Below are 13083 nucleotides of genomic sequence, written 5' to 3'. Positions count from 1 at the left end.
CTCATCTCTTACTATTTTAGCTCATATAACAATTTCTAAGCATAAGAAAGTCATAACTCCCCCCTTATGCTTAGATCTATGTTTTATTACTAAATCACTACTGTAATTAACTCCTCTTTGAAATCAATAGTTTTTTTATCTGTTTCAATAACATCTAAATACTTATCAGTATTAGTAATTACTACTGGTGATATTAAGGAATAACCTGCTGCTTTTATTGCTTTAATATCAAATTCAACTAGTAATTGTCCTGCCTTTACTCGATCTCCTTGTTTTGCTCTAGTAGTAAAATATTTACCTTCTAATTTAACTGTGTCCATACCTATGTGAATTAGTATCTCTGCACCTTTATCACTTGTAATTCCTAAAGCATGACCAGTTGGAAATAATGTTGTTAATACTCCATCTACTGGTGAAATCACTTTTCCCTCTGTTGGTTCAATAGCAATGCCTCTACCTAATGCGCCTTTTGAAAAAGCTTCATCTTTTACTTCAGATAATAATTTAACTTCACCCTTTAATGGACTAACTAAAACATCTTTTTTTACTAACACAGTTTCTCTATTTTCTTCTTTATTCTCTTCATCTTTAAATCCTACAAGGAACATTACTAAGAAACCTAATACAAAACTTACTATGATGGAGACAATCGCACCATAAAATCCTTTATCCATTCCTTTTGGGCTAATATAGCTTGGAATTGCGAAAATACCAAGGCCACCCATAATCCATATTTTAGTTCCCATAAATCCTGTAATACCGCCACCAATTGCCGCTACTATACAACTTATAATAAATGGTTTTTTACGTGGTAAAGTAATACCGTATATAGCTGGTTCTGTAACACCAAAAATTCCTGAAATAAATGCCGGTATACATATTGATTTTAATTTAATGTTTTTTGTTTTAAGTAAGATTGCTAGTACAACTCCTGTTTGAGCAAAAGATGCTCCAAGTGTAGCTGCAAGAATCGGATCATACTTGAGTACGGCCAAATTATTAATTGCTACAGGCACCAATCCCCAATGTAGCCCAAATATAACAAATACTTGCCAAAATCCACCAATAAATATTCCTGCAAGGATTGGACTTAAACCATATATAGCAAGTGTTCCTGCTCCAAGTAATTTACCGGCCCAAGTTGCTATAGGTCCAATTACTATAAATGTTAATGGTACAATAACTAATAGTGTACAAAATGGAACTAAAAACATTTTTACTACATCTGGAATTATCCTCTTAAATCCATTTTCTATTTTAGCTCCTACATATGCAGCTAAAACAATAGGAATAACACTTGATGAGTAAGTCATAAGTATTACTGGAATACCTAGAAAAGTCACATAAACTGGTGATGAAAGTACTGTGCCCGCAAACAAAGTATAAAGTGGCTTACCTACTGTTAATGCAGATAATGTTGGATAAACTAAACTCGCACCTATTGCCATACCAATAAAATGGCTACCTTTAAACTTTTTAGATGCTGTATATCCTAAGAAAACAGGGAAGAAATAAAATAGGCAGTCTCCAATTGCTTGTAAAATACTATAAGTACCTGATGTTTTAGTAATCCACCCCATTGTTAAAAACAAAGCATTAAATCCTTTAATCATACCTGTTGCACATAATACACCTAGAATCGGCGTGAATACACCAGAAATAGTATCAATAAATTTATTAAATAAACTTACTTTTTCACCTGATACTTCTGATGATTCTTGAAAACCACCAATGGTAACAACATCATCATATACATCTGGCACATGATTGCCAATGACTACTTGATATTGTCCTCCACTTTTTATAACTGTTACAACACCATCCATATTTTTTAAAACTTCCGTATTTGCTTTAGCTTCATCCTTTAGTTTAAAACGTAAACGCGTAATACAGTGAGTTAAACTGTTGACATTCTCTTTGCCACCAATATTTTTTATTATGTCTTTTGCTAGTTTTTCATATTTCATAACAATACATCTCCTTTTCATATGTTTTTTATTTTTTTTATATGTTTTTATATATAAAAAGACGAGACCCACTAGATAGTATAAATTCTCACCCTATCTATGTTGGTCTCGCCTGCTTTACCAGTAACAATCCAATACTTATTAAATTTTCAACTAACTTATCACTGTTTCTTTATCTCTTTGTGTCATTCTCTGAATATGAATAGTTAAATACAACTTTTCCTCATCCGACAATTCTATTTCTAAATATTTTTCTACCTTTAGTGCACAACCATAGGCCTTTTTATACTTTTCTTTAACTTGGTTAAATAAGAAATCATCCTCTGATTGTATTATTTCATTTTTATTTAAGCGCTGAAAAAAGAATCTTAAATGGGTAATAAATCTTTCATAGCTAATTGATTTTTCATCAAGTAAAATATTATATGTATATTTTACAATATTTAAAATATCTTGTATCATTTTGGTTTGATTTGTAGCATCTTCTGCCTTATTTGATGAACTATTAACCTGTGCATTTATTAAGTGAAGAGCTACATTACCAGCCTCATCTTCTGATAACTTTTTACCAGTTTCACTTTCAATAAACTCTAGTGCTTTTAATCCAATTTTGAATTCTTTAGGATAAAACTTTTTAATTTCCCAAATTAGTATATTGGGATTATTATAGCCTTCATCAAACATTTTTAATGCATTACTAATGTGATCAGTGAGGGTAACGTATATATAGTCATTCAGCTCAACACCCAATATATTTCTTGCGTATTCAATAATGTCATAGCATAGTGAAACGTACTCCATAGGAACATCTTCTAATAATAATTTGAATTTTTCTGAAGCATCCTTTTGTTTAAGAATAAAGGTTTTTTCTATTAATTGCTCGTCTACTTGTTCCCCTATTTTCTTTTTAAATGCAATTCCACATCCCATAACAACAAATTCATGTTTACCTGACTCCTTAACTTCTACGGCATTATTATTGAAAATTTTTTGTATTATCATACCTATCCCCTCATTTATACTAAATTAAAGTATAAAAACCTCAACTAATCAAAAGAAACAAAATATGTTCCTTCTCATTAATTAAGGTCTCGCCTGATCTAGTCAGTAACAATCCTAATATTTTATGTAAGCGTTTAACTATACATTTATCATAACTTTTTTTATTGTGCTTGTCAATGATTATTTATACCTAATTTAAAAAGCTTCAACCATTATATGATTAAAGCTTTCTTACAATTCTATTTTTTGATAATTTCTATTTTCGGAAATTTTATGTTTTTGTACTTAGGAAATTTTTCTTTAACAATTGCTAAATTCTCAGCTGTATAAAACCCGCCTTGAGTATGTGTAATCTCTTCCACATGATGAGTTCTACCTTTAATATCGGTACGATCTCGACATAATCCATTTTCAGCAATTACAAATTTCCATTTCCCTTTTTCTGTTTTTTCTAAATCTCCACCAGCACCACAAACTTGGCATTCAATTGGAAAACTTATTCCATCCCATTGTGGTTCTCCTAAAATAAGAGCATTGGAGTGACAGTTTGGACACCATCCCATATCTTCGTCACCTAACCAGCCTCTTTTTTCTACTGGTGTATTTAGTGATTTCATAACATTATTACCAATTTTTTCAGCACGTTTAATCATATCATCGTGAAGTAAACATTGTTTTGGTGCTGGTACACGAGTAGCTAAATACATATCCACAATTTTAAAATCATTTGTAAAACATGTTGCTTGCATAGCTTCCAAAGACATAGACTGCCATGAACGTGTTGAACCTCCCACTGCAATTAAAGCGCCAACTCTGTCCCTATGTTCAATAGCATGAATTGCTTCTAAAAATGAAGATTCATAACTTAAATTTCTGTGCATAAATTTTAAAAACGTTGCAGTTGGCATTAAATCATAGGTAGGTGCTGCCATAATAACCGCATCTTGATTTAACATAACATCCATAATAGCTTTTTTGTCATCTCTTTTATCTAGTGTGCACCCAACATATTTTCCTTCAGTCATACCTTCTGTACATGCAGTACACCCTATGCAATCCATAATATTATAATCTCTTAGATTAATCATTATAATTTCTGCACCTTGCTTTTCACAGGCTAAAAGTGCCTCTTTTAATAAAATCTCAGAATTAGAATCTTTTCTTCCTGCTGTAACGCCCATTACCTTAAATGTCATAATAAAATCTCCTTTTTTCTTCTATAATAGTTTTTAATAAATATTTATCATTAAATATTTTAAAATCACACTTTATTTGTTAAACTATATATGCGCAATAGGATAATCTTAACACTAAAAACTACATCATTCATCAGACTAATGTATGAAAATACAACATTTAATCTATATAACTTTAGACATTTTTCTAATGAATAACAAGGAGGGATTATTTTGCCTAACCTAAAAACTATATATGAAAAGAAATGCGAAATTTATGATAGCTTGGATTCTAGCAATAATATTAATAAAATTTTAAATACAGGTGAGACCTATTTAAATAATCCGATTTTTATTTTAGACACCAGTTATCACATTATAGCTCGATCTATTCTTGGGGATTCTATCACATCTTCTATAGAAAATCACAATGGTGAATATTATCTACTAATTGATACAGTGAATATTATGAAAAAAGATAAATGTATAGATAATATTTATAATTCAAGCACTGCTTTTTTTCATTTTTCTGATAAAAATCTTATTTTTTGTGCTATCCGAATTAATAAAATTACTATATCCTATATATGCGTTTTACAAGAATATAGAGAATTTATGGAAGATGATTTAGAATTAACAAATACTTTGTCCAAAACTATTTCTATACAAATACAAAGGGATAATTTGTTTATCACAAGTTCAGGTCTTGAGGAAGAGTACTATTTAATGCATTTATTATCTAATCCAACTGATAATATCATCTATACAAAACAAAGATTACAAAATATAGACTTTAAATTAAATAAAAATATGATATTAATATCCATACCTTTTCCACAAAAGTATAAAGATTACCGCCATAATTTTGGATTAAGAGAACTAATTACTAGTTCTAAAAATATATTAGGAAATTGTATTTCTACCTATTACGAGGATAAAATTATTTTTTTAGTAAGTGAAAAAGATGATGTTATTTCTATAAATATAGAAGAAAAGTTTAAAAATTATTTAAAACTCAATAATCTGAAAGCTGGGGTTAGTTTTACATTTCAAAATTTACTGCAAATAAAAGAATATTATGCACAATCAATTTATGCTTTACAATTTGCACAACGTCTAAATGATGATGGTTATATGTTTTATTTTAAAAATTTTTTAGAATATTATATGTTTTCATTATGTGAAGATGTAAGTGACCACATAAAAACCATAAAACTCCACACATTAGTTCATCCTCTTATCAAAGAGCTTATGGAACTGGACAAACAAGGCAATACCGAACTATTAAAAACCCTAATGGTTTATCTTAGTAATAATAGAAATTCAAATGAAACATCAAAAAAGCTGAATATTCATCGTAGTACTTTTTTTTATCGTTTTCACAAAATAGAAGAATTATTGAATATATCTCTAAGCAGTAGTGACATATTATTTGAATTTGAATTATCATTAAAGATTTTGAAATATGAAAAATTCATATAACTAAGAACTCCTTCGCTAATTTTATATAGTGAGGGAGTTCTAAAATCCTATATTGTTAATTTAAGTCCCAGGAGAATTGTCCTTTTTTATTACCTGTAGCTACATTACCTGACTGTACTGGAGTTACCTTATTATGATTTCTAAGGAATCCCCATCCTTTATTGTTAGTAGCAGTACAATTTGTTACTGTAATTAATCCACCATCGACTCCATTATAACTACATGGTCCTAATTTGAAACCATTTCCATCGCCATTTCCACCACTACCATTATTAATTGCTTTACATCCAATAAATGTTATATTGTTTCCAGCTGTATAACAATCATATCCATCATCACTATTTCCTGTAGATGAGCAGTTCTTTAAAGTTATATTGGTAGCTCCATTTTTTATTCCAAACCCATCAGCATTTTCTCCATCACTTGCAGCATCATAATTATTATTTGAAATGCAACTATCAAATGTAATTTTTGAAACAGAGTCTTTAGCCTCTATTCCTGCAAACTGAGCATGAGTAACTGTACAATTTTTTATAGTTTTACCAGAACATGATTGTACACTTATTCCCTGTCTCTGAGGATAATTAATAGTTATACCTGTAATATTCGCTTTTGCAATAATTGCTACAGTATCGCTTGGACACCCAGAAGCATCTACTACAACGCCGTTAGCAACAACGTCTTTAGTTACTGTTACTCCTTTTGAGAGTGTGTAATTTCCAGCTGGTATAGTGCCTCCAGCAATTAATTTGGATGCAATATCTGTACTTGCACTAGATGAAACCGTAGTTTTAGCTGATACAGGTACAGCAATTAGCGACATTGCCAATGCCACCATAGAAATAATTGATAATACTTTTTTGTTCATTACTTAACCCCCCTAATATAATATTGTTAACGTTTGCAAAGAATTGAATTATGTAAAGTCGGTTGAAAATTTTTATATAACTACTTAATTTATAAGTAGTTATATACCATTTTGTTTGCAACGTTTTACTTAATTATTCGTTTCTTTACATTTCATATAATAGCATAATAATTAATCTTTGTAAACATTAACATTTTTATCCACGTGTTTGGTTTATCCTATTTTTTATTTCCTAATGCTATCTAATATTAATGTAATGATGTCCTTTTTTTTCAAGCTCACATTTGATTTTACCAGATTACAATTTATCTTTATAAACCCTTTATTAATTAATTTCACAATTTCTACTCTGCTAATATCTATTATTTTTGATGATAAAAATTTATCTAATCTTATTTTATCATTTAATTCATCAAGTGAAATTTCCACCTCATTAATTCCTTTTTCCTTAAGCATAGTGATACTAAGTTCCTCATATTCACTTTTAATATATTTATTTTCAAAATCTATGTTTTCTAATCCTGAAACAGCTTTAAATTCAGCAATTTGCTTGTTCCAAGTATGACCGCTAGAACATTTATAAATAGCAAAATAAAATATATTTTTACCATTTGCATTTTGTCTTCTTTTTAGTGAATCCTCAAATTCTACTTTTTTACCACAATTATGGCAATATTTAATCTCATGATTAATTTCATTATTATATATACACCAATTCAAACTTAATTTACTTTCCATATTTACCCTTACCTCACTATAAACAAATTCATTTACACGGCAAGGAATATTAAATTTTATTTTCTAGTAATGTGTAAATCATAAACTATTAGAATACTCCTTCCGTTTATAGATTTATATACACTACCTTAAATGTTGGATTCATGTTATCACCACCAATCTTTTTATTTTTTTGCTAGCAAAATAGCTGTATTTTCTTGTTGCCAAACTTTTTGTACAGATTTAAAACCTGCCTTGCAAAGTATTTTTATCTGGTTTTCAACAGTACATGGGGTATCGTAGTGATAAAAGCCTTCAGTTATACCTAATTCAGATCGAATTCGGTTGTTTTCACTAAAATGATAGTCTTCATATTCTTGACTAGGAGCCATATAATCTGTTTCAATATAAAATCCATTTTGTTTTAAACTTTTAAAAATTTTCTTGTACAATTGGATCTTTTGTTCTGCTTCAAAATGATGTAATGTTTCCACAGATAAAGCTACATCAAATACAGACTCCCCCATATCATAGTTAAAATAGCTATCTATTATAAGATTTATTTGATTTAACTTATCACTGTGCTTTTCTTTGATTTTTTCTACCATATCTTTAGCTAGATCAATGCCGGTAACATTAACTGTTGGATTTATTTTAAATATTTCATCTAACTCTAGCCCTGTCCCACACCCTAGATCCAGCAATTTCAGACCATTGATTTTAGGTATTAATTTTGCAGTTTCAATATAATATTTATCCGCTCCATTTATACCATTCATCATATGTTGTTCATAACTTTGAACACGATTATTAAAAAAGCTACTCATTTCCTCCAATTTTAATTTATCATCCATATACATTCACCCTCTATTAAATTTAATTCTTTATTAAAATTATATGGCTCTAGTAATGAGAGAACAACCTTAAAAACAGTTCTGAAATAAACATGTGCCCTAATGCAAATTTGCATTAGGGCACATTAAGTGTTACTCTTATTTTTTCATTTCTGAAATAATTCTTTGTATACTCTTTTCTGATAAATAGTAATCTGTAGCAATAGTTTTTATACAAGTACCACTCTTATAGTCTTCATATATATTTCTATTTCTAATTTTATTTTCATTTCTAATTGCTGTATTTTCTCCCCAAAATTTTTTATTACATTCTTTTCTAGGGATATATAAATATTCACCATCTACATATTTTTGAATTACCTCTAAAATTTCTTGTGGTAATACATCATTGGCTTTAATATAGCTCATTATGCTCCCCCTAAAGTTAATTTCTTTTTTAGGATTGAGCAAAGCCTATTTCATATTTTATTTATTATGCAATAGCCTTTGCTATGCATAAATAACTGGTTCTCTCATAAATAACAAAACCCCTTTCATATAAAAAAATATATACTACATTATTTTTTCAAAGTTTTCTTTCTCAATTATATACAAAATAAGATTAATTTTCAATCAATTTTTTTCTTGCACTTTTTTATTACAAAAAATATTTATCTCAACAATAATCTAATATAGCTTATAATAGACATATAGTGGATAAAGTAAAATTATTACAAGGAGAAGAAAAAATGAATTACATAAACTTAACAAAATACATATTTTTAATATTACCTGCACTATATAACCTTTACAAAATACCTATGAATCAGTATGGAAACTTTATATTCATCTTCCTCATAATTTTCTTGAATTCTCAACTAAGAAGTTTAAATATAAATAATAATGTAAAACTAATTTCTTTTATTTTAGAGCCATTACTTGTTTTATATATCAGTAATTTATATTTTGGTTTTTCCTTTATAATAATTTTTTCTACAATTATTGATGCTAGTCTTAAATTAAAGAGGAAAATATATCCATATTTGTTGCTAACCGGAATAATTTTAATATACCTAGTGAAAATCTCTTGTTCAACAGAATGGGTTGTAATTATAACTATATTTTATATAGCGATTTTTTTACTCCTTTTAGAATTACGGAAGGCACTTGTTATTAGCAAAGATACTCAGGTGCTTTATGACCAAATAAGAAAATATTCTTACGAACTTGAAGGTGCTAAAACACGACTTATAGATTACTCAAAACAGGTTGAAAAAGTATCACAACTCGAAGAAAGAACTCGAATTTCAAGAGAACTACATGATTCCATTGGTCACAGCCTTACAGGTGTTTTAATGCAAGTAGATGCATGTATTCAAATAATGAATGTTAATAAAGAAAAAGGCATAGAACTTTTAAATTCTGTGTACAAAAATATAAACAAAAGTATTGAGACAGTTAAAGAAACAGTTCATAAGCTTTATCCTATAGGATACAAAACTAATTTAGAATCATTAAGAGATCTAATTAATAAATTCAAGCTAGAAACTGGAACAACTATGGAATTTGTAATAGATGGTAATGCCTTTGAAATACCCCCTGCTGTTGAAACAGTAATTTATAGTAATGTCCAGGAAGCAATTACTAATTCTGTACGCTACAGCTACTCTAATAATATTAGTATAAAATTATTATATAATCCACAATATATTGAAATTTTCATTTCTGATGATGGTGTTGGTGCTAAAGATTTAAAAAAAGGTTTTGGCATTACTGGCATTGAAGAAAGAATAACCCTTATTGGAGGAACTGTTTCATTTTCAGGAAATAATGGATTCCACATTCATATGGTAATACCTATAATGTCTTAGAAAAATTTGAAAATAGAAAGAGAGATGATAATTATGCCAATAAATGTGGTTATTGCAGATGACGATGCTCTAATACGCGATAGTTTAAAACTTATATTAGATCTTGATAGTGACATAGCTGTCGTTGGGACATGTCTTAATGGTGATGAAGCTTATAACCTTTGTTCAACGATTTCTGTTGATGTGGTCCTTATGGATATAAGGATGCCTGTGTGTGATGGAATTATTGGGACAAAAAAAATCAAAAATCAATTTTCTCACATAAATGTCTTAGTATTAACAACTTTTCAAGATGAAGAATACATAATGCAGGCTCTAAAAAATGGTGCTAGTGGCTATATTCTTAAAAATACGCCTTCAACTACAATAAGAGAATATATAAAAATAGTGAATAAAGGTGCCTTACTAATTCACCCTGAAATTGCTGCTAAACTTAAAGAGATGCTAAATGTTAAAACAGAAAAAGATTTATCAAAATATAACCTTACCCCTAGAGAAATTCAAATCATACAGCTAATAAGTGATGGATATTCTAATACGGAAATAGTTAAGAAGCTTTTTCTAAGTGAAAGCACTATAAAAAACTATGTTTCAACTATCCTTACAAAATTAAACCTAAGAGACAGAACCCAAGTGGCCGTATTCTATCTAAAGAGGAACCTATAATAATAATATGCCTGGGATAAACAAATGCAAGTTTGTTCCATGTTACCATCTTAATAGCAGCATTCTTATTATCAATAATTCCATAGAAATAATAAACTGGTATCTGGAACCTGCAATCTGACAACTGCTTCTTCGGTACTTTAGTACTATGCAATACCTACTTTTAACTCATACATGTGGAGATTAAAAACACTAATATAATATTGAGGAACCTATCATAGTTGTATGATAATTAACCTAAATGCTTCTCATAATTCTTATAGGCAAATTAATGAATATATGCATTGAAAGATTATGTATTTATATCCCACGGTATTACGTTCCATTTTGTGATCAACGTTGATGAGTAATATGAAAAAAAACGACGTAACTAGTAAAAGTTAAAATATGATATAATTACCATTAGTTAAGTTATATTAGTTTTTTATTACGAAGCATAATGGAAAGGTGGTATTGCTTTTATGAAATTTAGAATGGTTAAGAAGAATATATTTATTTTAACAGGGTCGGAATTCAGTTCAAACGCTATTTTAATTTTAAATAACGATGAAGCTGTGCTGGTTGATGGATTAGCAAGTCATGAAGATGCTATTGAACTTAAAGAAATGATTTCAAAAATTTTCAAGACAAAAGTGAAATATATTGTAAGTACACACTATTTCAGCGATCATATGGCAGCTTTTCCACTCTTTCCAGAAAGTAAGATAATCGCCCATAAAGATTATTTACATACGTTTACTTCTGAACTTTATAGAAGTCAAGAAGAAAAAGAACGTTTTGTAAAACCAAGTATAGTTTTTGATAGTTGTTTACAACTTGAATGGGGAATCTATATACTTAATATTTTCCATAATCCAGGTCATACACTAAGCACAATAGCTGTAGATATAGAAGCTGCTGATTTAATTATTACTGGTGATCATGTCTTTTGTAATGTTGCCTATTTGTGCTATTCTACGCCAGAGATGATAAGAGAAGCATTAAATAAAATTCGTATGACAAATCGAAACATTGTTATAACAGGTCATAACGGTATAGCATCTATGGATAAGATAAATGATGGTTTAGAATACTTGATGAGATTGGAAAAGTACGTAAAGGAGTCTCGCACCCAAAATTCTAAGGAATCAATTTTAAATATTAAGATTGAAGACTGTGTTAAACCTAAAGTTAGTATTACTGAGCCAGAAAGGATTTTCCACCAACGCAATCTTCAATTTATTATTGATAAAGAATTATTTTCTAATTAACTTCATAATATTCATATAAAACGTCACAACTATAAAAACCAAACAATTATTAAAAACACCCCATTATTCATAAATGGATTTTGGGGTGTTTTTACGTCGCATTTCAAAGATATTCAAAACAAACTCTGCCCCAAAATATCAAACTTTATTACAATCCAACTCTTAGCTTATTCCTTGTCAGCTACACTTGTCACTTGATACTTTGTAGTACTTTAGTACTATGAACTCCCTACTTCTAGCCCATGCTTATTCATGTTAAAAACACTATTATAATATTAAAGACTTACTAAAAGAGAGGTAATAAAAAATGCCACTAATAGAAATCAAAGATTTAATCAAAAGATATGACAGGAATATAGCTGTGGACAATATAAACTTAAAAATTCAGGAAGGCGAAATATTTGGACTTCTTGGTCCTAATGGGGCTGGTAAAAGTACAACTATAAATATGCTCTGTGGACTTATTAATCCAACCAGTGGTGAAATTATAATAGATGGACTTAAAATTTCTAAGAAAAACACTGAGTATAAAAGAAACCTTGGACTAGTGCCTCAGCAAATAGCAATATATGAAAGTTTAAGTGCGGAAGAAAACATACAATTTTTCGGCAAACTCGCAGGACTTAAAGGAACCCTACTTAAAGAAAGGATAACCGAGTCCTTAGAATTTGTTGGTCTTTTAGATAAAAGGAAATCTGTGCCAAAAAGTTTTTCTGGGGGAATGAAAAGACGGCTTAATATTGCCTGTGCCATTATGCACCATCCTAAAATTATTATAATGGATGAACCTACTGTAGGCATAGACCCTCAATCCAGGAATCATATACTCCAGGCTATTAAAAAACTTAATAGCCTAGGCTCTACTATAATATATACAAGTCATTACATGGAGGAAATCCAGGCACTTTGCAGTAGAATAGCAATAATGGATCATGGAAAACTTATTGCAGAAGGAACCACAACCGAATTAAAAAATCAGGTATCATCAGACAAGAAAATCAAAATAAACGTTAGAGATGTAAACTATAATTCTATAGAAGAAATTAAAGCTATTAGTGGAGTTACAGCCGTAGATTATAGTGGCAATAGCCTGGAAATCATTACAAAACTTGCCCAGAGTTTATTGCAAGATATATTATTTATACTATCAAAAAATCAAAATACAATAATAGGTCTAGAACTTTTAGAACCAAATTTGGAAACAGTTTTTCTTACCTTAACCGGCCGAAAGCTTAGAGATTAGGGGGATATC

Annotated in this window: 12 protein-coding genes; 5 read left to right on the top strand and 7 right to left on the bottom strand. The window is 29.3% G+C overall.

Features of this window, described 5'->3' with window-relative positions; translation table 11 throughout:
* Positions 1 to 89: 89 nt before the first annotated feature.
* The 3 genes from BR66_RS0117260 to BR66_RS0117250 form a co-directional block, all read right to left on the bottom strand.
* On the bottom strand, positions 90 to 1967 hold the full coding sequence (locus tag BR66_RS0117260; protein ID WP_026884019.1) for a beta-glucoside-specific PTS transporter subunit IIABC: 1878 nt from the start codon (positions 1965 to 1967) through the stop codon (positions 90 to 92).
* A 153-nt stretch (positions 1968 to 2120) separates the two neighbouring features.
* Positions 2121 to 2969, bottom strand: a complete 849-nt coding sequence (gene licT / locus BR66_RS0117255; protein WP_026884018.1) for a BglG family transcription antiterminator LicT — start codon at positions 2967 to 2969, stop codon at positions 2121 to 2123.
* 239 nt (positions 2970 to 3208) lie between these two features.
* Positions 3209 to 4165 (bottom strand): flavodoxin family protein, encoded by a 957-nt coding sequence (locus tag BR66_RS0117250; RefSeq protein WP_026884017.1) that lies wholly within the window; start codon positions 4163 to 4165, stop codon positions 3209 to 3211.
* A gap of 213 nt (positions 4166 to 4378) precedes the next feature.
* Here BR66_RS0117250 and BR66_RS0117245 point away from each other — a divergent pair, with 213 nt between their 5' ends.
* Positions 4379 to 5626 (top strand): PucR family transcriptional regulator, encoded by a 1248-nt coding sequence (locus BR66_RS0117245; RefSeq protein WP_035796499.1) that lies wholly within the window; start codon positions 4379 to 4381, stop codon positions 5624 to 5626.
* A gap of 55 nt (positions 5627 to 5681) precedes the next feature.
* On the opposite strand, the gene BR66_RS0117240 is transcribed toward BR66_RS0117245, so the two are convergent.
* The 4 genes from BR66_RS0117240 to BR66_RS0117225 form a co-directional block, all read right to left on the bottom strand.
* The gene (locus BR66_RS0117240) at positions 5682 to 6494 is read right to left on the bottom strand and encodes a right-handed parallel beta-helix repeat-containing protein (protein ID WP_026884015.1); all 813 of its coding nucleotides are present in this window, start codon (positions 6492 to 6494) and stop codon (positions 5682 to 5684) included.
* Between the two features lie 225 nt (positions 6495 to 6719).
* Entirely contained in the window at positions 6720 to 7232 is a 513-nt protein-coding gene (locus BR66_RS0117235) for a S4 domain-containing protein (protein WP_026884014.1), read from the bottom strand.
* A 164-nt stretch (positions 7233 to 7396) separates the two neighbouring features.
* A complete protein-coding gene (locus BR66_RS0117230; RefSeq protein WP_035796497.1) occupies positions 7397 to 8065 on the bottom strand; it encodes a class I SAM-dependent methyltransferase in 669 nt (222 codons plus the stop codon).
* A 138-nt stretch (positions 8066 to 8203) separates the two neighbouring features.
* A complete protein-coding gene (locus BR66_RS0117225; protein WP_026884012.1) occupies positions 8204 to 8473 on the bottom strand; it encodes a CD3324 family protein in 270 nt (89 codons plus the stop codon).
* 320 nt (positions 8474 to 8793) lie between these two features.
* Here BR66_RS0117225 and BR66_RS0117220 point away from each other — a divergent pair, with 320 nt between their 5' ends.
* From BR66_RS0117220 to BR66_RS0117205, 4 genes are all read left to right on the top strand, one after another.
* Positions 8794 to 9915 carry a sensor histidine kinase gene (locus tag BR66_RS0117220; protein WP_026884011.1) on the top strand — a complete coding sequence of 374 codons (1122 nt, stop codon included), beginning with the start codon at positions 8794 to 8796 and terminating at the stop codon, positions 9913 to 9915.
* A 30-nt stretch (positions 9916 to 9945) separates the two neighbouring features.
* Positions 9946 to 10581: a response regulator transcription factor gene (locus BR66_RS0117215; protein ID WP_207641271.1), complete on the top strand. Its 636-nt coding sequence runs from the start codon at positions 9946 to 9948 to the stop codon at positions 10579 to 10581.
* A gap of 461 nt (positions 10582 to 11042) precedes the next feature.
* Entirely contained in the window at positions 11043 to 11831 is a 789-nt protein-coding gene (locus BR66_RS0117210) for an MBL fold metallo-hydrolase (protein WP_026884009.1), read from the top strand.
* Positions 11832 to 12138: 307 nt separating this feature from the next.
* Positions 12139 to 13074, top strand: coding sequence for an ABC transporter ATP-binding protein (locus BR66_RS0117205; protein ID WP_026884008.1), 936 nt, complete (start codon positions 12139 to 12141; stop codon positions 13072 to 13074).
* The last annotated feature ends 9 nt before the right edge of the window (positions 13075 to 13083 follow it).

It is taken from the genome of Clostridium akagii DSM 12554 (assembly GCF_000686725.1).
GTDB lineage: Bacteria > Bacillota > Clostridia > Clostridiales > Clostridiaceae > Clostridium_I > Clostridium_I akagii.
Note: the sequence above shows the minus strand (reverse complement) of the source record. Positions and strands in the feature narration are given on the sequence as shown.